Source organism: Streptomyces sp. NPDC020996 (assembly GCF_040641355.1).
In the GTDB taxonomy this organism is placed as follows: Bacteria; Actinomycetota; Actinomycetes; order Streptomycetales; family Streptomycetaceae; genus Streptomyces.
This window is the reverse complement of sequence record NZ_JBFADM010000015.1, coordinates 49,360-72,348: the sequence shown is the minus strand read 5'-3', so window position 1 is coordinate 72,348 and position 22,989 is coordinate 49,360. Positions and strand designations below refer to the sequence as shown.

The window sequence follows — 22,989 nt, the reverse complement described above, 5'->3', positions numbered from 1 at the left end:
GCCCCCTGGCAGGCGCGCGCTTGGCCCGGTCAGAGCCTCGCCCGCAGGAGCAGCACGCTCCACGAGACCCCTGGGCGCCGCTGCAGGTCCGGCTGCTGGCGGACCGTCAGTACGTCGAGTCCGGCCCGGCGCGCCAGCCGGATCGTCTCGGACAGGGGAACGTCGAACATACGCCGCCCGGGCGGGACGGGACCGTGCCGAAGGGTGATGAGCACACGCCCCGTCGGAGACAGCAGCGATCGAACGCGCGTCATGGCTGCCTCCCGGTCTCCGTACTCCAGGTGCATCCACACGGCGACGATCAGCACGAGGTCGAAGGGGCCGCGCACGCCGGGGAGTCCGGGCAGCGCGCTGTCGATAGTACGTGCACCGCTTCGCGTCAACTCGATTGGGCTGGCTGCCTCTTCGCCGGCTCATGGGAAACTCGTCACATGGTTCTCAGGCCCGTCGCCCGTGTAGTCGCGCTGACCGCGATCGCCGCTCTTGGTTCGCTCTCGCTGTCCGCCTGCGGTAGCGGGAGGTCTGTTACGGCTCGCGGAGAGCGGCGAGGCGACCGGACGGGAAGGGCGTGACGAGCCCCGGCTCCGCGCGCAGGCCGGCCGGTGGGCAGGGTCATTGCAGTGTGAGACAGGGCCGTTGAGTTGACACACCCCCACCCGGGTCATCACCCACCGGCTGTCCCTGACCGAGGCGCCGACCGGCTACGACCTGTTCAAGAACAAGAGGGACCGCTGCGAGAAGGTCGTCCTCACGCCGTGAGAGCCGGACGGCAGGACCGCGCGCCCTGTGCCGCCGGGACCGGAGGAGGTCAGCCGGGCCACTTCCAGGACATGCCGTACACGCCGGGCGGGCATCGGTGCAGCAGCATGTGCGACGTGTGAGACACGTCGAGGACGGTGCGGCGCTCGGACCGCTTGGGCCCGCCGATCCGCTCCCTCGAGTAGCGGTGACAGCTCGACGGCAGCGCATCGGGGTGGAAACGCAGGTGCAGCAGGAACTCGTGCGGGCTCGTGCGCAGCCGCCGCTCGTAGTGAGCCGGGGATGCCGCCGGTTCGGGGCCGTACCGCAAGGTGTAGGAGATCAGTGCCGTCTCGTCTCGGGCGAGAGGCCGGCCGAACTCCACCTCGGCGACGACGGTCCGCAGCTCGGGCAGCGGCCGCACGGTGCCGAGCCGCCCGCAGTGGGCGGTGAAGGTGGCATGCTCCGCGGCTATCTCGTCGTGCACGACGGTGATGCGGCCCGCCCCGTCGCGCGTCGCCCGCACCACCTGTTTCACGGTGACGGTCCGGAACCGGCGGTGTTCGTCGAACCGCACCGTCTCGTGAATGGTCAGGGCGACGAGGTCGTCGTTGAACCGGGGGAACGTCGGGCCCAGGGCGCGCTCGATGTGGGACTGCCGCCCGAACACCTGCCGTGAGACGTCCGGTCCGGGGGCCCGCCCGGTGGTGCGGCCGCGAGGGCGGCTCGGCCCGATGAGGGATCTCAGGGTGCCCGGCGGAAGGTCGAGAATGGCTTCCAGGGCGTCCACGGCCCTCAGCGAGTGGGCCTGTTCGGGCTGGCTGCGTCCCCGCTGCCAATAACTGAGGGTCGCGAGGCTGATGCTGATGCCCTGCGCGGCCAGTCGCTCGCGCACCCGGTCCAGAGAGAGTCCGCGCCGCTGGACGGCGTCCCGGAAGACGACGGCGAAGGGCGCGGCGGAGCCGGTGGCTGCAGGGTGCGCAGCCGGCTCCGCCGCGCCCTGGTCGGCTTGGTGCGGCCGTCTCATGACACCTCCGCCACGCTGGTCCGCGTCCTGTGGGGCGGGATCATACGCCGCGTGCGCGCGGGCGGGTGGTTCCGGCGGGCCGGGCAGGCACACCGCTGCTCGTGGCGGGGCGGGCCCACCGGGAGCGGGCCCGCCGTGGTGCGTCCGGTGTGAGTGCTCAGTTCGTGTTGAGCGTCAGACCGTAGTAGGACAGCGCGTCGTCGAGGGGCTGGAAGTACGATGAGCCGCTGGAGTTGGTGCCGCCGGAGCACTGCTGGCCCTTGGGGCCGCCCGAGGTCATGCCCTGGGCCTGGTTGCCGGAGATGTAGGCGCCGCCGCTGTCACCGCCCTGCGTGCACACCGACGAGCTCGCCAGACCGGTGACCACGGTGTCGGGGCCGCCGTGCTCGTCGATGTAGGTGACGGAGACGTTGTACGACCTCACCGCGCCGCACGTCCACCCCGTGGTCTGGCCGGACTTGCACAGGGCGGCGCCGGGGGCCGCACGCCTGCTGCCCTTGACCGCGACGCTCGCTCCGGTGCCCCAGGTCCCGACCTGGGTGGCGATGGAGTCGTCCGAGTCGACCTGGGCGATGCCCATGTCGACGCTGCGCTGGCCCAGTGCGTAACGGCTCTGGACACCCTTGGCGAAGTGCGCGGTGCCGTAGTACAGGTCCGTGAGGTCGGCCACGCAGTGACCTGCGCTCACGAGGTACTGGCGTCCCGAGGAGTCGTGGGCGCCGTAGCCGACGGAACAGACCCAGCTGCCGCCGCTGTTGGTCCACGTCATCCTGCTGCCCGGGTAGACGGTCGCCTGGGGGACGAGGCGCTGTCCGTCGTGCAGGATCCGCACCGCGCTGCCGTGGGAGGCCGCGTCCGCGAGGAACGACTTGGCCGCCGCGGACGTGCGGCCGGGGGCGACGTGCACGGTGACGGTGTCGCTGGGCAGGTCCACCGACCACGAGGTGACGCCGTCGGGGGCCTCGCGCAGGGCCCGGGCGTCGAGGGACGCCTTGATCCGGTCCAGGGCGCGCTCGCCGCGCTGTGGCACGCGCGCCGCCAGGCCGTGGTCTCTGACCTTGGCGGCCGCGGCGGAGGAGACGTTCACCGTCAGCGTGCCGTCGGGGGTGAACCATGCGCCGTCCGTCGCCACACCCGCGCGGCCGAGTGCGGTCAGTTCGTTCTGCTGGGCGGCCTGGTGGTCGAGCCGGGCCACGGCGGCGTCCTCGCTGACGCCGAGGGACCGGGCCAGGGCGGCGACCATCGCCGGCGCGTAGCGGGGTGCGGTGGGAGCGGGCGTGGCCTCGGCGGCGCCCGTGGCGACGGCGGCCGTCAGCAGGGTGCCGATCGCGGTGGCCACCAGGGATATACGGGAAACGCGCACAACTATCCTCTCTGCATGGGCATGACACATCCGCCGGTGGGGTGGCCCTCAGGGCCTCAAGGAGACGCCGGACGAGCCGTCGGCGGTACGTGCCATGCCGTTCCGGCGGCGTATGGGGGAGCGCCGCCGTCACGAACTCTGGCCCGGACGGCCCGTGTTGTTCAAGGCGCGTTCGGTGTCCCGTTTTCCACAGAGGTGCGCATAACTGTTGAGCACAATGGTGATCGCGGGTCAGGTCATCAACTCGCGGAGAAAGAAAACGCGCTCGCGCTCGAGTGCGCGGAACAGACTGCGCGGAGCCGTTGTCGGCGCCCGGTCTTTCTGCGCTGCGGCTGCGGCTGCGGCTGCGTCTGCGGCTGCGAGCTGGGGGCTCTCGGATCGAGCGCGTCTACCTGATCACCAGCCAGAGCGTCTTCGACGCCACCCGCGCCGAACTCGCCATCTGGATCAGAGGCCACTGGGGCATCGAGAACCTCCTGCACCACGTCCGCGACCGCACATTCCGCGAGGACGACTCCGAGGTCCGCACCGGCACCCTGCCCCGCGCCATGGCCTCCCTGCGCAACCTCGCCGTCAGTGTCTTCCGCCAGGACGGTCAGACCAGCATTGCCGCCGCCCTCCGCCACACCGGCCGCGACTACCACCGGCCCCTACGAGCCCTAGGTCTCACGTGACGAACCCGGACAAACAGATCTCGATCATGCGATGACCCTGGGCCGGTGGGTGGCCGGCGTGCTGGAACCGGCGCTTGCCACCGGAACCCCGCGTCCGGCGTACGCACCGCCTCTGCTGCCCCCCGTCACCTCATACCCGGTCCTCGTCGCCGGCTTGGGCGAGGATCCTCCGCAGGACCGGCAGGTCGGCCGCCTCGTCGCGGCGCAGCCTCCCGCGCTTGTCCGCGTCGAGGTCGGAGGGCCGGACCACGACCAGCCGCAGCCCGTGGGCGGGTATCTCGGTCTCACGGCGCGCGTCGTACAGGGCGCGCTGCTCGCCCCGGTGGACACCGCTCACGGTGAGCCGGTCCGGCTTGTCGAAGTGCGGCACCGGCCGGTCGTGATGGAGTTCCCGGTACTCGACCACCAGCCGGTGGCCGGGCCAGTACGCCTCGACCGGCAGCCTGACCCGCCTGCCTCCGGCTCCCGGGTCCCCGAGCAGCCAGTCGAACCGGTGCTGTGTCAGGGCCGTTTCGGCGAGGATCCGGTTGCACAGGCCGATGACGTACGCCTCGTCGCTGTCGTCTCTCGCTCCCATGGCGCGCATCCTGCCAGCGGCCGCTGACAACGGGGAGTCACGCGGGGACCGGTGGCAGCGGTGCGGGCGGTGCGTGTCGACTACGTTCGGCCGACGGGGTGTTGAGGCAGTGACGGCACAGTGTCTCGTCACCGACCGGCCGGAACAGCGTCGGTTGCAGGTGGTCGCCCGCGCACTCGCGGGTGCCCGTCAGGCGGGCGGAAAGGCGCGGGGACGGATGGGGGCCGGGCTGCCCGGCGTCGGGGATGTGCGGGAGTGACACGGCGGCTGCTGGCGCCGGTGCGGGCGGTGCCGGGGGCGGTACGTCGCGCAGGAGGTGCCGCAGCAGGCCGCCGGGCCGGCGGACGGGGGTGCCGTCGTCGGGCAGGCCGCGCAGGATGTGCAGGCGGACGGCGGCGGGCGGGTGGCCGGCGGCCAGCCAGCGGGCGGTGAGGTCCGTCAGCTCGGCGTGCATCGCGCGCGGGATGTGCCGCAGGTCGGGAGAGAGGGCGGGAAAGGCATCGACGACGGCGCGGGCTTCGTCGAGGTGGGGGAGTGGGGGATCGGGCCGTTGGCTTCCGTGGTCGTGGCCTACCGCTTCCTGGGCCTGCGCGGCTTGCGGGGCCGGCGAGGGGTGCGGGGCTTCGGGGGCTTGGGCGGCTTCGGCGGCATCGGGTGCGTCCTCGGGGGGTCTGGGGGGTTGGTTGGAGGTGTTCCCACGGGTGTTGCGGTGGGGAAGACCGTCGGTGAGCCGACCAGTCCGCTCACCGACGATCGGATTCGGGGCACTCGGCGCGACCTGCGGCGATACGGGCATCCGGGCGAGGAGCCTGGCGGCTTCCCCAGGGCTCAACGGTACGTTGGAGACGAGCTGTTGGGTTACCCAGTGACCGCCGGGCCCCTGGACGCGCCGCTCGTGCACGAACCCCTCGTCCTTGAGCTGGCGCTTGGCCCGGGTGAAGGCGCAGCCTCCGATGCGGGCGCGCTCGGCGGTCCGGGAGAGTGATTCGCGGGCGCCCTCGGGGAGGGAGAGCTGCCAGGTCAGGAGGCGGACGGCGTCGGAGGACAGCCGGGGGTGCCGGATGAGGTCGTGGGAGAACTGCGTGAAGGCGCGCGGGGGCGCGATAAAGTGCCGGTAAATCACGGTGGAGTCCACTTCCACTGGTGGTTCAGGCCCTCGCGGACGGTTGCAGCCGTCGCGGGGGCCGTTTTGTGTGGTGCGCTGAGGTGACGGTAGCGCACGCAAAGTGTTCGCGTGAGCGCTATCCGTGAAGAACGGTTCCTGCGGGGGCCTGTCACTCGTACGAGCCAACTTGTCCCTGTTCGGGCGCCCTTGACGCACGGGTGTTCCTAGTCTGCGGAGACGGTGGACGGTCGATCCGGCGGCGGGAGGCGAGGGACGTGGACGTGGGTGCGGACTCGGGCGTGGGTGGCGCGGAACCTGACTCCAGCGGGGATTTCCTGCGCTGCTTCGGCCGCCAGATGAAGCTGCTGCGGGAGGCGGCCGGGCTGACGCAGGCGCAGTTGGGCGAGCGGGTCGGTTACGGCGAGGCACAGATCGCGGCGGTGGAGCAGGGGCGGCGCATCCCGAAGCCGGAACTGATCGACGCGGTGGACCGGGCGGTGGGGGCGCGGGGTGTGCTGGCGGCGATGAAGGAGGAGGTGGCGAAGGCTCGGTATCCGTCGTTCTTCCGGCGGTTCGTGAGCCTTGAGGCGGAGGCCGCAGAGCTGCATGCCTACGACACGCACCTGGTGAACGGCCTGTTGCAGTCCGACGAGTACATGCGTGCCGTGTTCAGCATGTGGCGGCCGTTGTTGGACCCGGAGACCATCGAACAGCGCGTAGCCGCACGGGTGGAACGGCGGAAGCTGTTCTCCCGGCGCCCAGCGCCGCTGCTGAGCTTCGTCATTGAGGAACCGGTGCTTCGGCGACCTGTTGGAGGGGGCGAGGTATTTCGTGGCCAGCTTGAGCAGTTGCTCCTCTACGGGCACGAACGCAACGTGGAGATCCAGGTGATGCCGTCCGACCGCGACGAGCATGCGGGCCTGGGCGGCCCATTTACGTTGATCCGTCTCCAAGACCAGCGCAGGATGGGGTACATGGAGGTGCAGGAGGCGAGCGTCCTGTACACCGCACCCACGAAGGTCAGTCCCCTGGAAGCGACATACGGCGTTCTCCGAGCGCAGGCGCTCACTCCCCGGGATTCGTTGGCCTTCATCGAGAAGCTGTTGGGAGAGCTATGAAGGCACGCAGTCCCGAGCCCGCCGACGGCCTGAGCTGGTACAAGAGCAGCTACAGCTCAGGTAGCGGCGGTCAGTGTGTGGAGGTTGCCGACGCCGGCACGGCGATGCTGGTCCGCGACTCCAAGCGGCTGGGAGACGCGGTCGTCCGTGTCGGTGCTGAGTCGTGGACGGCTTTCGTGCGGATGGCCGCGCGCGGCTGATGTGTGGTGAGGGAGGGGCGGCCGGTTGTCCGGCCGCCCCTCCCTCATGTCATTCGCTCTTCTTCCGCCCCCGGGTCTTCTTCTCGGGGCGCCAGTTGGTCAGGTCGGCGTCGGACAGGCCCCGGTCAGTGCGGCCGGAGTCGAGGGCGGCCTGGAACTCCTCGGCAGGGTTGCCCTCCCACTCCTCGTCGTACTCGTCGTACCACTGGTGTACCCAGGGCATGACCTCGCGCAGTCCGGCGAGCAGCGGGACGAACCGGGGGTCGTCCTTGGCCCAACCGCCGCTCTCGACGCGGTTGGTGAGGAGTCCGACGATGGCTTCGGCCTGCTCGCGGTGGTTCCAGCCGGCCCAGCCGAGGAGGAGGGAGGGGTCGGAGTCGAGGGAGGCCCCGGGGTAGGAGATGAAGCGCTCCTTGGGGACGTCGAGCTTGTCGCGGTTCGACCAGTAGGAGTGCTTGAGGAAGTCGGCGCTGGCGTACTTGGGCGGCACCTTGATGTCGAGTCGCTGCCCGGTCCGGTCTTCCTCGCGCTGCTGCTCCCAGACCTTCTCCCATTGGGCCCGCTTGCGCAGACCGGAGTCCTTGTAGCGGAGGGCGGCGAGGTACGGCACGTGCTCGGGCTCGATGACGGCGGTCAGTACGGTGGCGAGGGAGGCGTCGCGCTTGCCGAGGTGGTCGGCGGCGTACAGCTCGGCCACGGCCTGCACGTCCGCGTCGTGGCGGAGGGCGTCGGCGAGCTGGTTGACGGTGAGCGGACGCGGCACGGTGAACCCGTCCCGCTCCTCGAACCACAGCTCCTCGCGCTCGGCGGCGTCGAGCAGCCAGTTCCGCAGAGCGGCGGCCTCGCGCTTCTCCCAGGGCTCGACGGACCAACGGCGCTTGTACTCAGGGCGCTCGATGAGGCGGATGTCCTTCTTGGCCTCGATGAGGTCGATCCGGGCCTGGACGACCTTCCGGTAGGCCTCGGGCCAGTGGGCGGGGATCTCCGTAACGGGTGTGGAGCTGTGCCGCTCGAACCAGGCAGTCTCGCCTTCCCCGGCGGTCACCTTCCGCGCGAGCACGATCTCAAACGCCCTCTGGCCGAGGGCGACTTCGGGTACTTCGGTGATGGTCGTCCGGGTAACCTCTTCGGCTGTGAGCAACCCGTACGCGCCGTAGACGGTCCAGTCCAACTCCTCTTGGAGCCCGATCATGCGGGAGCGGATCTTCTCCTGTGCGCGGCGGGCTTCGTCGAGGGCTTCGCGGTTGGGGACGGCGGCGCGGGTGAGCGCGGAGGGCGCGTGCAGGGCCGACTCCTGGGCGAGCGTGTCGAGTTCGCGCCCGAGGGAGACGGGGAACTGCTTCGGAAGGGGAAGCTCTGCGAGCCTGGTCCCACTGAAGGCATAACGGTTCTCCCACGCCTCATCCTGGACACCGCGACCGATGCCGCTCCCGCCCTTGACATGGCTGACCTGCTTCATCCAGAAGCAAACAGACGAGGAATTCAACAGCCCCAACAGTTCCAGGTGCTGTTTCTCGGTGGCCTCCTTCGGCAACTTGATAACTGGCGCCGTCTGCTTGAATACCTTACCGCCTCGGTCAATCGCGAAGTGGTTGTGCGTGGCAACTTCGCCGTAGGTAATGGACAAGGGGATTCGGTAGCGCTTCGCGAAGAACATACTGTGGTCGAACCATCGCAGTCCGCGCTCTCCAGGGGTCTGACCGAAGTCCAATCGCTCGCGGAGGACTGTGCGATTGGGCCAGAGAAAGCTATTCTCGCGTGGGATCAGGTCTCGTGCATCCCCGCGCACGCTGGCAGGTGCAATTGTCGTGTAGGGAAAGAAGGTGGCCGTCGCCGGGTGAATGCCGTACTCACGGACATCCTCGCCTAGGACTACGGGGACCGTGCCGGCTGACAGTCGTTGTGTGACAGCAGTGGACGGCGGCATGTAATAGGCCTCGTCGAGACCTGTGTGCGTCGTTCGCCCCACTTCCTCGATTGTGTCCTTCAGGCGATCCGTAGACTCCTCAAGTCTGGCTAGCACGATGGGAGCACCGCCACCAGACAGTGACCATGGGAATGCTCGAAGGCGGCTCTGGTTCGAGTCTTCGACGGATACCCATTCCGACTCACTCCCTGCAACACCCGCTTGCGCCACAATCGCCCGCCAAACAAGCCCCTTCTCCGGATCCTCCGGCTGACCGGGCTCCCCTCGAACCCCCAAAACGGCCCGCACCGCCTCACTCTGCCGCGGCACCTGATTCCGCCCCGCCAGAATCACCGTCGGCGTCCCGTGCCCCGGAATATAAGCCCCGGACGTATCGATCACGTGCGTCAACTGGACCCTCGGGAAGAACTCCTCGATCAGCTTCTTCCCGAACTCCCGCTTCATGAAGGAATTCGCGGTGATCTGCCCGGTGAACCCGCCGTCCCGATGGTCACCGCCCGCCCGCACCGCCAGTTCGAAGATGCGCTGGGCGAACGGCACCGACAGCGCGTACTGGCGGTAGCAGGCGTCGTACGCGGCCTTGTAGTTCTTGTTCTCGTTCGCGTCCTTGACCGTGATGTACGGCGGATTCCCCACCACCACGTGGTACGACCCCCGCCCGAGCAGGTCCACCTCCCGGGCGTACAGGTCCACGTCCTCCGTGCGGTAGTAGAAGGGCTCGTTCTCCGCGAACAGCGTGTCCAGCGCCTCCGTCACCGTCTCCGCGCCCCGCCCGTGCAGCAGCGAGTCCGCCACCGCCACCCGGATCGGCAGCTCGGGCGCCGCGCTCAACTCCCGCACCCCGCACGCCTCCAGCGCGGCCACCAGGAGCCGGAAGCGGGCGATGGCCACCGCGAACGGGTTCTTGTCGGCGCCGTGGACGGACTCCAGGGCGCGCCGGACCAGTACCCACTGCTCGGTGCCGGGCTCGGCGTCCCGCCACTTGGCCAGCAGGCGCCGGAAGAGGCCCAGCAGGAAGTGCCCGGAGCCGCACGCCGGGTCGATGGAGCGCAGCCCCCGCACGACCTCCGTGCCGTCCGGGCCGTCGGCCCACAGCTCGCCGCCCCAGCCGTCGGGCCGGTGCTTCCAGGCCGGCGTGAGGCCGAACTCCTCCACGGCCGGTTCCAGCGTCAGGTCGAGGATGAACTCCTCGACGAACACCGGGGTCTGGAGCAGCGCGTAGGTCTTCCGGGCGTGCTCGGACAGGTCCTGGTAGAGGTCGCCCAGGAACCGGGTGTCCAGCGCGGGGTCGGTGAAGTCGTGGACGATCTCGCCGTCGGCGCCGCGCTGCCGCCAGAACGCCAGCAGGGCGGACGCGGCCTCGTAGGAGGGCTCCACCTCGTACAGCGGATTGTGCGCGCGGTCGAACAGCCCGGCGGCGGTCGGGTGCGCGGCGGCGAGCGCGTCGAAGGCCTCGAACAGCCAGTCGCGGTCGTTCTTCTGCGGGTGGCGGCGGAAGAAGTCGTCGTGCCGGTCCTGCGCCTCCGCCAGCCGCTCGCCGGGGCCCGCCAGCCACGGGTCGGGGATCAGGCCGTTGTCCTCGGCGAACCGGACGAACACGCACGCCAGCACCCACGCGGCGGCGATCTGCACGACCCGCTCGTCCCGCCACGTCTCGTACATCGCGGCCGTACGCTCCGCGGCGAGGGCGCGGTCGTACTCGGCGCGCAGCGCGGCCCGGAACTCCGGCTCGCTGTCGGTCCGCTCCCGCAGGTCGTCCTCCAGCAGGCGGGCCTGCGCCTGGAGGTCCTTCAGCAGCCGCACCCGGTCCAGTGCGGCCCCCGGCCCCCGCGTCCCCTCCGCCGTCACCGCCACAGCCGTACCTCTCATCCTGCTCGCCGGCCCCGCGACCACCGCGGACGCGCACCGATTCACCTGCGAACCCCCCGGGCCCACCGCCCCATCCTGCCAGGCGGGACCGCGCCGCCTCACCGATCGCTTCCGCCGCATCCGCTCACGATGCGTTCACCAGCGGTCACGCCGGTTGGACGATCACCGGCGTCACCCGTCCCGGCGGTGCGGTGCCCTGGCCGGACAGGCGTGGGTCCTGCGACGAGCACCGGCGACTTCCGGGCTGCGGTGGAGTTGTCCGGTTCGCTCCCGGACGGCCGGGGAATGGCCCTAGCGTGTGGGTGGGGTCCGGACGGATGACAGGGGTGGGGGAGCGCGATGGAGCCGATTTCGATGGTCCTGCTGGCGGCGCTGGCCGGCGGCGCCGGGGGCGAGGCGGGCAAGCAGGCGTGGTCCGGGCTGAGAGAGCTGGTGCGCCGCCCGTTCCACCGTGCCGACGACGCGCCCGCGGCCTCATCCGGAGAAGCGGAACTGGCGGCGCTGGAAGAGGCACCCGGACCGGAGCCGGCGAACGCGCTCAGCACCGCCCTGGCGGTCCGGGCGGCCCTGGACGCGCAGTTCCGCACCGCCCTCCAGCAGTGGCACGAGCAGGGCAAGCTGGTCCGGATCGGCGACAGCGAGGAGAACAACATCATCAGCGGCGGCACCTTCCACGCCCCGGTGCTGCAGGCCCGGCACATCTCCGGGACCTCCTTCACCACCGCACCGCCCCCGCCGCCGCCGTCCACCCCGCCCGGTACGGCGGCCCCGCAGGACTGACCGTCACGCTCCCGGACGCCGGCGGAACCGCCCGAAAGGCCGCCGCCGGCTGCCGGTCCCGGCCGGGGCATGTGGTGGGGTGCCGGGTGGTGGCGGCAGGGCCCGCGCGCCGTGCGCCGGGGCCAGCCGGGCCGCCTCCTCCGTCCGGCCGAGGGCCGTGTACGCCGTGACCAGGTTGTCGACGACCTCGGCCCGGAGGCCGTCGTCCCCCACCTCCTCGGCCAGGCCGACGGCCTCGCACAGAACCTCGACGGCCCGGTCCCGGTAGCCGAGGCTCCACGTCGCGCAACCGTAGACGTTCAGTGTCGAGGCCAGCCGCACCAGGTTCTCGTGCTTGCGGAAGTGCTCGCTCGCCCGGTTGAGATGGACCAGGGCCATCGCCGGGTCGCCCAGAGCGAACAGGGCCGAGCCCTGGCACAGCAGCGCCTCCGCCTCGGAGATCTCGTCCCTCAGCGGCATCCAGAAGCATCTCGCGGCCTCCTCGCTGAACTTCGCGGCCTCCTCGAACCGCCCCAGCCGCAGCAGAACGTCACCGAGGTCCTTCAGGGCGTGCGCCCTGCTGGTCATCGCCCCGCCGCCCTCCTCCTCCAGCCGGTCCACGGCGCTGCGGAGGATCTCGACGGCTTCCGTGTAACGGCCCTGGCGGGCGAGTGCCGTGCCGAGGTGGCTGAGCGCGGCGTTCTCGCGGAACCTCTCACGCACCTTCCGGAAGCACTTCACCGCGCGGCGCGCCGCGTCGGCCGCCTCCTCCAGGCGGCCCTCCTCCTGGAGGGCGAGGCCGAGGAGGTCCCAGGCCATGCCCGTCAGCTCCACCTCGCCGAGGCCCTTCCCGGCCACCACCGCCCTCTCCAGAAGAGCGGTCCACTGGGGAAGGACACGGCGCAGCCGCAGGTAGCCGCCCAGTACGACGGGCAGCGTGACCGAGAGCCCGTAGTGTCCGTCCGCCTGGGCCCGGGCAGTCGCGGCCAGCAGGTTGGCGTACTCGTCGTCCAGCCACTTGATGCCGGCGCTCTCGTTGCCCAGGAAGCGGGTCAGCGGGTCGTCGTTGCTCATCGCGACGAGGTCGTTGAGGTTGAGTGCGGCGGCAGCGGCCGTCTCCACGTAGTAGGCGTTCAGCCGTTGCTCCGCCGCGGCGAGTTCCCCGGCCGCGTCGGCCGCCGCCCGCTCCTCGGCGAACAGGCGGACCAGGTCGTGGAAGCCCCAGCGGCCCCACCGCGGAGCCTCGATCAGGTGCGCCCGGGCCAGCGACTCGAGCAGCCGGTCGGCCACCGCGTCCGCCAGTCGGCCGGCTGCCTCGGTGGAGATGTCCGGGCCCGGATTGAGCGCCAACAACCGGAACAGCCGCGCCTGTTCGGGGGGCAGCCGCTGGTAGGAGAGGTCGAAGGCGGCCCGGACGGTGCGCTCGTCCCGCGACAGGGCGTCGAGGCGGCGATGCGCCTCGGCCAGTTCGGCGGCGAACTCGGACAGCGGCTTGACGGGGAGGTCGGCCAGCAGGGCCGCCGAGATCCTCAGCGCGAGCGGCAGGTGGCCGCACAGGTCGGCCGTCCGCTCGGCGGAGGCGCGGTCGCCGTCCACCCTCCCGTCGTCCCGGCCGAGCACCCGCCGCACGAGCTCGACCGCCGCGTCCGTGTCGAGGGGACGCAGCACCATCCTGGCCTCGCCGAGCACCAGTTTGTGGCGCGAGGTCACCAGCGCGGCGTGGTAGTCGTCGGCGGGCAGCAGCGGTTCGGCCTGCTCCTCGCCCGACGTGTCGTCCACCACGACGAGCAGACGCCGTTCCTGCTCGGCGTAGGCCGCCAGCACCGAGCGGTAGAGCCTGGTCAGCTCCTGCTCGTCGTTCGGGATGTGCTCGGGCGGTATCGCCAGCGCGCGCAGCACCTGGGCGAGGGCCTGCTGCGGCGAGAGCCGGTTGCGCTCGTCGTAACTGTGCAGCTCGACGAAGAGCACTCCACCGGGGAACCGGCCCTCGTCCTTCCAGGCCCGCCAGGCGGCCTCCACGGCCAGCGCGGTCTTGCCGACTCCGGGCATCCCGACGACCGTCACCACCGGGGACCGCTCCAGGTCCCCGACGATCGTGGCGAGTTCGTCGCCCCGGCCGGAGAACACCCGGCCGCGCCTGGGCAGCCCGCTCAACGCGGGGGTGATCTCCCGCGGGAGGGTGATCTCCACCCGCTGCCCCATCACGACCGCGCCGAAGAATATTCCGCCGCTGATGTGGTTCCCCACTCGGATCCCCCCTGCCCCGCAGCCACGCTAGGGCAGCGTGAGGGCAGCGCGCGACCGTTTCGGCGAGTGCCGCGGGCGGTCAGCACAGCGGCAGGACATGGCAGCGCGATGAGCGCGCGAGGCCGGTCCGCCGAGTCTCGCTGAAACCTCCCCGAACCGGTCGGCAGAGACATACGCTCACCTGGGGATTCCGCCGGCCTGGCTGAGACGTGGCCGTGCACGGCGGAACGAAGGGGAACTTCGGGCCGGGGGACAGCGCGTCCGCGCGAGGCCGGGGAGCGGGCAGACGCCGCCCGTCGGCACGCCGGACGCGCCGTGCGGCCCGGGACCGGGAGGGGCATGAACCGCTGGGTCGGCATCGTGTCGCTGCGGGACACCGCGGCGCCGACACCCGTACACCGGATCGCGCTGGCCATCGACGCCGCGCGGAAACGCACGTCGTACAGCCTCGGCGGCCGGCAGGTGCCGTACGAGCGGATGCGAGCCGCGCTGCGGCGGGTCGGCCAGCGCTACGCGGCCGACTCGCAGTGGGACAGGTGGTCGTACTGCATGGACCTGGCCGGCGACTTCTTCGACGGCGGCGGGTACGTCGGCGAGCTGCCCCGCTGGCTGACCGGCGAACTGCGGGCCGTACTCGACGCCGACGCCGCACCGGCCGGCAGACGCGCCCGGCAGCACAAGCCAGAGGCCACGCGGGCCGAGAGCCGCAGATCCGGGTCGTCACGGCCGCCCAAGAAGGCCAAGCCCGCCGCACCCGCCCGCACGGCGCCCGCCCGCCCCGACCGCACGGGGCGCCGGCCGGCGCCGGAGCCGCCGCCGCGGCCGTACGTCCGCGTCCAGCGGCAGCGCGCCGTGCGGGACGTCGTCCCCGCGCCGCTGACGCAGCCGCCCGCAGCTCTGGTGGGCACGTTCGGAGACGTGGTGCGTGCCGCGATCAGGGACGCCGTAGGGGAATGGGACGCCGGGCCGGAGACGGTGGCCTGGCTCGGGCTGGCGGCATCGCACCGCAGCCACCTCTACGAGAGCGGGCTGGCCGGGACCACCGTGACACAGCACGTCCTGGCCATGCTGGACAAGCTCGGCCGGAGCACCCTCGACGTGATCCTCGTCGACGCCTACGTCGCGGATCACGAACCGGAGAAGGTCGGTGTCCAGTCGAGTGAGCACCACCGGCGCTCGGCGGCCGCCCGGAGGGCCCTCGGCACCTGGGCGGCCGGGCGCGGCCTCGTCCGCATGGGGGCCGGTGAGGCCCAGCAGCCGGCACCCTCCGTCGCGGAAGGCGTCGCCAAGCAGATTCTCGGCGTGCTCAGCCTCACCGGCGCACACGACACCGCCCGGCGGCTGGTCGATACCGTCTGCGCCGGTATCGACCGCGCTCCGGACGACGTCGGCGGCGCGGACCCCACCACCGCCGCACAGACCCTCTTCGACCGGGACGGGCTCACCTACGACTACGCCGAGCAGGGACCCGACCACAACAAGACGTTCGTCGCCACCGCCCGGCTCCGCGACGGCCGCACCGCACCCGGCAGCGGGCCGTCGAAGAAGGCCGCGCGGGCCGCGGCCGCCCGTGCCCTCCTGCGCGGCCACGCGCAGGCGGCGGCGCCCCGCGGCGGGCAGGCCGCCACCCCACGGATCGCGGCGCCGCCGCAGCCCTACCGCAACGCCCCGCTGAGGTACCGGGACGCCTTCGCCGACCTGACGGCCATGTTCGAACTCGACGGCCGGCGCGCCGCGGGACTGCTCGCCCAGGCCCTCACCCACGCGTCGTACGTCTACGAGAACCAGGAGGAGGCCGCCGCCCACCGGCAGCGCGACAACCACCTGCTCGCCCACCACGGCTCCGTGGTCCTCAACCACCTGGCCCGGCACACCAGGACACGCCAGGTCCTGGCCCGGGGACTCGTGCCCGACGAGGACGAGGCCCGCATCCACACCCCCGCCAACGAGGACACCACCCGGCTCGGCACCGCCCTCGTTCTGAGCGAGGCCGTACTCACCGGCCGTGGGGAGACCGGGCAACGACCCGGCACCGTCGCCGACGCCGCCCAGGCCGTCGTCGCCACCGCCTGGCGGATCCACGGACCACGAATGCTGCACCGCAGACCCGTCCTCCTCGACGACTGGCTCGCCGGGCTCCAGCACCAGCACGACCCGGTCACGGCCCTCAACCAGCTCATGGTCGCCTTCGGGATGACGTACGCCTTCGAACACGAACTCACCGGCCCGGACCACCTGCAGACCTTCACCTCCACCCTCGTACTGCACGACGCACGGGGCCGCGTCCACCGGTGGACCGCCCAGCCGGACAGACCCTGCTCCAAGTCGGACGCGGACAAGGTGACCGCCCGCGACGTCCTCGACATCCTCTCCGCGCCCGCCGAGGACCTCGTCGACGCGCTTCTCCCGGCCGAACGGGACCTGCTGCGCTACCTGCTGCGCGCCCAGTTCGACGGACTCGGGCCGACGAACGCCCGCCAGCGCGCCCGGATGGCCGGCGGCGGCCTGCTCGGCACCGACCTGCTCGCCACCGGAGACCTCGACGCCTTCCGCGCCTGGGCCGCACGCGTCGGCTCTCTGCTCGGCCCCGCGGACACCGCCGTACCCGACACGCTGCGCGAGCTGTACCGGCAGATCGTCCACGACACGCGCTCCGGTCCCAGCTCCCTCCTGCGCCGCATGGCAGCCGACCAGGGAACCGACCACACGGCGACGGTCCGTCGCAACGCGGCCGAGACGGTACGACGTGCCGCCCGCACCCGCCCGTGGGGTGCCTCCGTCCGGGACGTCGTTCAGGACTGGTGGCGTGACCAGGCGCCACGGACCGGGGTCACGGTCCGGGACGACATGCGTCAGGAGAGCTTCCTGCCCCTCGCGGCCCAACTCGCCGCGCTGCGCGAAACACTGGGCTGGTGCGGTGAGGCGGCCGAGGCGGCGAACACTCCGATCGACGTCGAACTGACCATCCAGGACGGCACCCTGCACACCTGGATCGGCCTGCACGGCGTGGACGCCAGGACGACCTGCGACGACTTCGCCCGCCTCCTGTCCCGCACCCTGCCCTGCACCGACTGCCTCGTCGACGACGACCACGTGCTGCTGAGGCTGCACGGCAGGCCCGACACGGAGTCCCTGCCACCGCTCGCGGAAGCCGGCGTGGACGCCTACCTGAGCGGGGGCGAAACCCGCCGGCCACCCGTCACGGCGCTTCGGGAAGAACCAGAGGAAGAGGCCACGTGACCGGCCTCCGCAACGGTGTTCCCTTGTCGATGACGGTGTGGCACAGCGGGCCTGGCAGATCGTTGCGGCCCGTGGTAGCAGCGGGCGACCATCGCTTCGCGGATCTCCTCCAGGTCCTGCTCGACCGCGCGGGGCCGGATCTCGTCTGCGCGCCGGTCGGCGGCGTACGGGTCCTTGGTGGCCACCTCCGCCGACCGCGCCGTGAACTCGCGGCAGGATTCGAACCCGCCCACACGGCTCCGGAGGTCACTTGGTAGTCGGGCAACACGGCAGCTCACGGCCCTGCATCTGGCAGATCAGGCGGGACAAGTCGGGGCTGATCCAGGATGCGGGCGGGAAAGGAGCCGCGCGAGACCAGCGGCAACTGACCGTTCGGTCCGGAGATCTTGAGCTGCCTGCCCTGGTGAGCCGCGAAAGCCGGTTCCGTGTTCTTCGCGCCGCAGACCACCAGAACCGGCGGCAGCGGGTCCCGGTGTGCGGGCCTGCGGCGGAGTGTGGACTCACGCCTCGGGGTCTTCCGCCCGTCCGGTTTCGGCTGTCTCGCCACCCGCTCCCCCTCGCCCGGCAATCGCCAGCACCAAACTGTCGTCGATCGCCGGCACCGCGCCGTAACTTCCGCTCAGATAGCGCCGCCCCCGGTTCTCCTCCGAGCGTGGCCGGAAATCGGACAACGGGTAGAGCGAGGTCTCCCCGAACTCGTTCTTCGACGCGAACCAGATCTGGTCACGCTTGAGGATGTCCTCACCCGCCTTCCGGCCGAGCAGGCTCGCATCATGGCTGGTGAAGAGAAGCTGAGCCCCGTGCGGATTGCGTTCCGGGTCCTGGAAGAGACCGACGATGAAGGCGCTCAGCCGGGGGTGCAGACTGCTGTCGAGCTCGTCGACGACGAAGGTACCGCCGCTGCGCGTCACGCGTTCCAGGGCGAGAGCGTATTCCACGATCACTCTTGTGCCGAGGGACTCGGCGGAGAGAGGCAGCTCGAATGACCCGCTCCTGCCCGTGTGCTGTAGCCAGAGCTCGTGATGCCTTACGGAACGAGGTCCGGGCGGTGCGTCGTAGATCGGCTCGCCTGTCTTGATGTCCAGGGAGAGTTGCCAGGATCCCGCATCCGCCAGGACACCCTTGTCCACCACTTCGATCCGGAAGTCCTCGATGCCGAGGTCGGCAGCGCGTAGCAGATCCCGAAGATGCGGAACCTGTCTGCCGATGTTCAACCGCTGGGCCAGATGCCCGGCGAGCCAGTGCGGGTCACGAAAGGCCGTACCAGTCGCGGGGCCGCCAAATACCAAGTCGCGGCGGAACCATTGATACACGGGTTCGACTGCTGTGAGGGCTGCTTTGGCGCGCGCAGCCATGGAAATGAAGAGCGCGTTCGGCGCCGTCACCTCCGCCACCGTGTGCAGTGCCTTGGCGTCGCGTTGCGAGCTGCCGACGCGGAACGCCTCGCCGTCCCGTTCGAACACCACCCGTTTGCGGCAGCGCGTCCACCACGTTCGACTTGCCTGCCGCGTTGGACCCGAAGATGCCCGCCACCGGCACCGCCTGCCACGACGTCCCCGGAGGCCGGTCGCCGTCATACACCGGATGGAGCTGCCACTCCAGCTCGTCCCTGATCGACCTGTGGTTTGACACCCGGAAGTTGAGAAGCATGCGCACCCCCTTCCGGAAGCTCCTGCCAGGCTAGTCTCACCCGATTCTGTGCAAGTGAATCGCCAAGCCGAATCGGGCAATCAGGAGGGTGAACCGGCCGGCTGAAGGCTCTTCAGGAAGAGTCCGTCCAGCACCTCCCACTCGCTGGCCCGGTCCACCACCTCCACCGTGCGGCCGTCCAGCGTGGGCGTGGCCCGCGCGTCCTCGGCCGGCAGCAGCAGCCACAGGCCGTGCGGGGTGTCCGCGGGCCGCCGCGCCGACTGCTGCAGAGCCGCCAGCAGCTCCCTGCCGCCCGCCTCCCAGTACCGGGCGATCAGCCCGGCCTCGTGGACCAGCAGGACGGTGCGCGGACCGGACCGCTCCGCGAGGTCCAGCACCCGCTGGCGGACCCGCTCGGCCGCCAGCCGCGTGTACGAGGCGAGCGCCGCGCCCAGCGTGCCGGTCGCCGCGTACTTGGCGTCCGCCTTCAGCAGCGCCTGCCAGCGCACCGACTGTTCCTCGGCCAGCTCCTTCAACGCGTCCAGGAACAGCCCGCCCAGCGACACGGCGGTGACCTCGTACCGCTCCGCCAGGGCCGGCGCGACCCCCGGCAGCTCCGCCCCCCTCAACGTGAGCGCCAGGAACCCACCCCGCCGCCGCGCGTCCGCCAGCCGGGCGGACAGCACCTCGCGCGGGTCCCGGCCCTCCGCGATGCTGCCCTGCGCGGCGGCGTACAGCGAGCCGGTGCTGGTCAGCACCGAGGAAGACAACGCCGGCCGGCTGGCCGTGCCGTCCTTCGGCCGCTGCGGGACGAAACGCCGCCGCTCCTGATCGTGGACCAGCGGGAACCCGGCCTCGGTCAGCGCCTCGCCCAGCTCGACGTACGTCGCCTCGTCCAGCACGGCCAGGCCCGGGAACCGGGCCCGGACCCGGGACAGCAGGTCCGCGGTGGTGATCCCGGTCTCCGGGCGGACCCCCGCCGGCGCCTGCGAGATGCGCAGGGCACGCGCCAGCGACAGACCGAGCGGGAACAGCTCCAGCCGCGGGGACACCGCGACGTCCTGCGCCATCGAGGCGGCCAGCTCCACCAGCCGGGTGTCGGCGAGCGGGGGCATGCCGTCCGGGGCGGGCACCGCGCGCAGCTCCCGCAATACGGTCGTCCGGCCGGGCAACGGGTCACGCCCGGCCAGTTCGGCCGCCCGCAGGCCCAACTCGGCCGCGTAGTCGGCGAGTTCCGCAGGCGTCGGCTCGTCGGCGCCCGGCTGGTCCTCCAGCGCGACGACGACCCGGCCGACTCGGCGCTGCACGGCGAGGCGGGCCGGCGGCTCTCCTTCGGTGCCGGGCTGTGCTTCGTCGGGGCGTTTGCGGATCTCCGTCTCGACGGCCGCCCGCACCACCGCCAGCGCCTTGGCCTGGGCCTCGGCCGGATCCTCGGTTCCGGCGCCGTGCCGGGCCCGCAGCTCCGACGCCAGTTCCCCGGCCGTCGAGACCCGGTCCCGGTCGGTCAGGATCGCCACCAGTTCGTCGCGGACCTTGCCCAGCCACGGCAGCCCCGCCCACTGCTCCACCGCGACCTGCACGTTCTGCGACACGGTCGGCTGGCTGATGCCCAGCGCCTGCGCTATCGCACTCTGCGCCGGCCACGGCTCCAGCGCCTCACCGGCCTCCAGCGCGCCCGGCAGTTGCAGCGTCGCACGGACGACGTCGGAGCGGGGCCGCGTACGGCGCTTGCCCTCCGGCGGCGTCAGACGCGCCGCCAGGGTGTCGACGGACTCCAGCACCTCCTCCGGCGCGTCCGGGGCGAGCGTCAGCGGCCTCTGCACGGTCGCGCGCCGGCGCAGCGCCTGCGTCCACTGCCGGTGGCGGCGGTTCAGCTCCTTGCGGATCGCGTTGCCGGCGCCGCGCGCCCGCGCGATGTGGTGCGGCGGAATGTTGAGCAACTGCTCGACCGTGTGGGCCTTGAGGCTCTCGGCCACCGCCACGGCCCGCGGGGAAAGGCCCGCGGCGGCGAGCGGAGTCCGAAGACCCGCGGCCTCGGCGGCCTGCTCCCGCGCGTCCTCCAGATCCTCCGCGCTCATGCCGACCGTCGCGGGAGTGGTGGCCGGACGCGCAGCGTCCGCGGTGCGGAAGACCTGCCGCCACGCCTCCTGCAACTGCCCCAGGCTGTCGTAGCGCTGCTCCACGTCCCGGTGCAGGGCCCGTTCGAAGAAGCCCTTCAGGCCCTCGCTGAGGGCGGAGGGGAACAGCTCGGCCGACACGTGCAGCTCAGCGTCGGGCACCATACGCGGATCGCCCTGGCCGTCGCCCCACACCGGCCGCTCCCCGGACGCCATCTCGTGCAGGGTGACGGCGGCGGCGTACCACTCGGCGTGGTCGTCGTACCGCGAACGGCCGGCGCTGCCGAGGAACGGATCCAGATACGCCCGCGTGCCCGCGTGCAGGTCCTGGTCCGGGGCGTCGGCCAGGGAGAAGTCGAACAGCATGAGCTGCCAGGAGCCGTCGCTGCGCTTGAACAGGCCCAGGTTGTCGGGCTTGACGTCCCGGTGCCGCACCCCGCGCGCCGCCAGCGTGTCCAGCGCGTCGAACAGGTCGTTGCCGAAACGCTCCAACTGGTCGTAGCCCAGCGGGCCCTGGTCGCGCAGCCGCGAGCCGAGACTGACCGGCTCACGGTCGTCGGCCGCGCGGAATCCGCCCGCGTACTCGATCTCCAGGATCGTGTGGCCCGCGAATTCGCGCGGTTCGGCGAGCAGTTTCACGATGCGCCCGCCGCCCACCTCCTTCAGCGCCTTCGCCTCCGCCAGGAGCCGGGCGTCCTTCTCCTGGTCCAGAGCGACCTTGAAGACACGGAGGGAGTCGTCGCCACCGCCGTCGGCGGTGCGGCGGACCAGCAGCGCGCGGGCCGTCGCACCGGTGCCGAGCACACGGACCACCGTCCAGGCGCCGTCCAGGGGCTGCCCCGGCTGCACCGTGAGGGGATCGGCCTCCGGCCGGCCGGACGGCTGCGGGGCCGCCGCGTCCGTCTCCGCGGCGGCCAGCAGGTCCAGGAACTCGTCGACGGATGCCGGACGGTCCCGCACATCGGCTGCCGTGGCCCGGAACACCAGGGCGTCCAGGGCGGCCGACACGGAGTCCGAGACGGCATAGGGGTGCAGCCCCTTGTCGCCCTGCAGCCGCTCCAGGAGGGAACTGCGGCGATCGGCGGGCGGGCGGCCGGTGAGCAGCAGGTAGGTGAGCGCGCCCAGGCCGAACACGTCCAGGTCGACGGGATCGGCGAACTCCTGGTCGGTCTCCGGCGCCAGGTACACCTGCGCCGTGTCCGCGATCAGGCCCGTGTCCAGGGGCGTGTCACCCAGCGAATGGAGGGTGGTCTCGAAGTCACGGGCCGCGGTCTGCCAGTCGGCGATGCGCAGCACCGGGTCGCTGCCGTCCTCGCGGGCCGAGACGTAGACCGACCGCGCCGACAGCGCACGGTGGTAGAGGGACCGGTTGTGCGCGTAGCGCACCGCCTCGGCGAGCTGACGGACCAGATCGAGGCGGACCAGCGGGGTGAGCAGACCGCCGTACGCGTCGAGGTAGGCGTCCAGCCGCAGGTCGGACTCCCGGTGGCGGAACAGGATGGCCGGTCCGCCCTGGTGCTCGCGGATCTGCACCGCCTGCACGATGCCGCGATGGTTGATGCCCTGGAGCACCTGGTACTCGCGGCGGGCCGCACGGTCCAGCTTCGCCCGCTGCTCGTCCGACGCGGCGGCGCCGGCCAGGTATATACGGACACGGCCGCTCTCCTGCACCAGCCCGTCGTCCCGCACGGCCAGCCGGTCCTCCCAGCCGGGACCCGCGTCCAGGGCCCGGGGGGCGAGCTTCCAGTCGTCGCCGAAACGCAGGTGGGCCGTCGAGTGGCTGATGCCCATCCGCTGCATGAGCTGTTCCAGACGCTGGCTGATCACCGGTGTGATCCGCCAGCTCTCCCGCTCCGGCGGACGGCCCAGCAGGTCGTCCCAGACCTTCGGCAGACCGCTCGCCCCGTCGTTGCGGCCGTAGACGGAGGTGCGCTGGAACTCGTCCAGCTCACTGACCAGACCCGGGTCGTGGAGGAAGACGGCGGGCTTGATGAAGGGGACCTGCCGCGGATCCATGCCGAGCGCGCGAGCCGCCCGCTCCAGCTGACCCTTCAGCTCCTTGGCCTTCAGATCGGTCAGGTGCAGCGGATTGCGGAGGGTGCGAACCCGGTCACCGTGGAACTGCCAGGTGTCACCGTGATTGACGACGCGCCCGGGATGCCCCTTCAGCTCGAGCAGGTACAGCCCACCGGGCACGGCGATCAGCACGTCGCACTCGTTGATGCGCCCGGAAGCACCCGTGAACTGGAACGTCGCCCACGCCCGATAGGGCTCCGTCTTCGGCATCAGCGCCCGGAGGTGGTCCAGACCCTCCTGCTCCCACCGGAAGCCCGATCGCCGCGGCTGGAACCAGCGCTCCCGCGGAGCAGGCTCTGTCGGCTTGGGAACAGCGGGCACCG

Annotated in this window: 13 protein-coding genes and 1 pseudogene; 5 read left to right on the top strand and 9 right to left on the bottom strand. The window is 71.6% G+C overall.

From position 1 onward, the window contains the following. Positions 1-29 precede the first annotated feature (29 nt). The 3 genes from AB0G63_RS13680 to AB0G63_RS13670 all read right to left on the bottom strand — a co-directional run bounded on the left by AB0G63_RS13680 (position 30) and on the right by AB0G63_RS13670 (position 3,158). Entirely contained in the window at positions 30-383 is a 354-nt protein-coding gene (locus AB0G63_RS13680) for a class I SAM-dependent methyltransferase (protein WP_360749111.1), read from the bottom strand. Between the two features lie 425 nt (positions 384-808). Next, the gene (locus tag AB0G63_RS13675; RefSeq protein WP_360749108.1) at positions 809-1,765 is read right to left on the bottom strand and encodes an XRE family transcriptional regulator; all 957 of its coding nucleotides are present in this window, start codon (positions 1,763-1,765) and stop codon (positions 809-811) included. 157 nt (positions 1,766-1,922) lie between these two features. After that, positions 1,923-3,158: an alpha-lytic protease prodomain-containing protein gene (locus tag AB0G63_RS13670; RefSeq protein ID WP_360749105.1), complete on the bottom strand. Its 1,236-nt coding sequence runs from the start codon at positions 3,156-3,158 to the stop codon at positions 1,923-1,925. A gap of 419 nt (positions 3,159-3,577) precedes the next feature. On the opposite strand from AB0G63_RS13670, the pseudogene AB0G63_RS13665 reads away from it, so the two are divergent. Beyond that, a pseudogene (locus AB0G63_RS13665) lies at positions 3,578-3,802 on the top strand (ISAs1 family transposase); the annotation flags it as partial. A 130-nt stretch (positions 3,803-3,932) separates the two neighbouring features. Here AB0G63_RS13665 and AB0G63_RS13660 read toward each other — a convergent pair. Both AB0G63_RS13660 and AB0G63_RS13655 read right to left on the bottom strand, forming a co-directional pair. Beyond that, a complete protein-coding gene (locus AB0G63_RS13660) occupies positions 3,933-4,379 on the bottom strand; it encodes a hypothetical protein (protein WP_360749102.1) in 447 nt (148 codons plus the stop codon). A gap of 37 nt (positions 4,380-4,416) precedes the next feature. Beyond that, a complete protein-coding gene (locus AB0G63_RS13655; RefSeq protein ID WP_360749099.1) occupies positions 4,417-5,514 on the bottom strand; it encodes a hypothetical protein in 1,098 nt (365 codons plus the stop codon). A 245-nt stretch (positions 5,515-5,759) separates the two neighbouring features. Here AB0G63_RS13655 and AB0G63_RS13650 point away from each other — a divergent pair, with 245 nt between their 5' ends. Further along, complete coding sequence (locus AB0G63_RS13650; protein WP_360749096.1) at positions 5,760-6,602, top strand: helix-turn-helix transcriptional regulator; 843 nt, start codon at positions 5,760-5,762, stop codon at positions 6,600-6,602. Then, the gene (locus AB0G63_RS13645; protein ID WP_360749093.1) at positions 6,599-6,802 is read left to right on the top strand and encodes a DUF397 domain-containing protein; all 204 of its coding nucleotides are present in this window, start codon (positions 6,599-6,601) and stop codon (positions 6,800-6,802) included. Before AB0G63_RS13650 ends, AB0G63_RS13645 begins: the two co-directional genes overlap by 4 nt. Before the next feature lie 49 nt (positions 6,803-6,851). Here the strand turns inward: AB0G63_RS13645 and pglX are convergent, their stop codons facing one another. Beyond that, on the bottom strand, positions 6,852-10,583 hold the full coding sequence (gene pglX / locus AB0G63_RS13640) for a BREX-2 system adenine-specific DNA-methyltransferase PglX (protein ID WP_360749090.1): 3,732 nt from the start codon (positions 10,581-10,583) through the stop codon (positions 6,852-6,854). Between the two features lie 354 nt (positions 10,584-10,937). Here pglX and AB0G63_RS13635 point away from each other — a divergent pair, with 354 nt between their 5' ends. After that, entirely contained in the window at positions 10,938-11,378 is a 441-nt protein-coding gene (locus AB0G63_RS13635; protein WP_360749087.1) for a hypothetical protein, read from the top strand. Between the two features lie 3 nt (positions 11,379-11,381). Here the strand turns inward: AB0G63_RS13635 and AB0G63_RS13630 are convergent, their stop codons facing one another. Next, positions 11,382-13,604 (bottom strand): tetratricopeptide repeat protein, encoded by a 2,223-nt coding sequence (locus tag AB0G63_RS13630; RefSeq protein WP_360749084.1) that lies wholly within the window; start codon positions 13,602-13,604, stop codon positions 11,382-11,384. A gap of 339 nt (positions 13,605-13,943) precedes the next feature. On the opposite strand from AB0G63_RS13630, the gene AB0G63_RS13625 reads away from it, so the two are divergent. After that, a complete protein-coding gene (locus AB0G63_RS13625; protein ID WP_360749081.1) occupies positions 13,944-16,844 on the top strand; it encodes a putative dsRNA-binding protein in 2,901 nt (966 codons plus the stop codon). Positions 16,845-17,344: 500 nt separating this feature from the next. Here AB0G63_RS13625 and AB0G63_RS13620 read toward each other — a convergent pair whose 3' ends face one another. Both AB0G63_RS13620 and pglW read right to left on the bottom strand, forming a co-directional pair. After that, positions 17,345-18,307 (bottom strand): AAA family ATPase, encoded by a 963-nt coding sequence (locus tag AB0G63_RS13620; protein WP_360749078.1) that lies wholly within the window; start codon positions 18,305-18,307, stop codon positions 17,345-17,347. Positions 18,308-18,574: 267 nt separating this feature from the next. Next, positions 18,575-22,987 carry a BREX system serine/threonine kinase PglW gene (gene pglW / locus AB0G63_RS13615; RefSeq protein ID WP_360749075.1) on the bottom strand — a complete coding sequence of 1,471 codons (4,413 nt, stop codon included), beginning with the start codon at positions 22,985-22,987 and terminating at the stop codon, positions 18,575-18,577. Between the last annotated feature and the right edge of the window lie 2 nt (positions 22,988-22,989).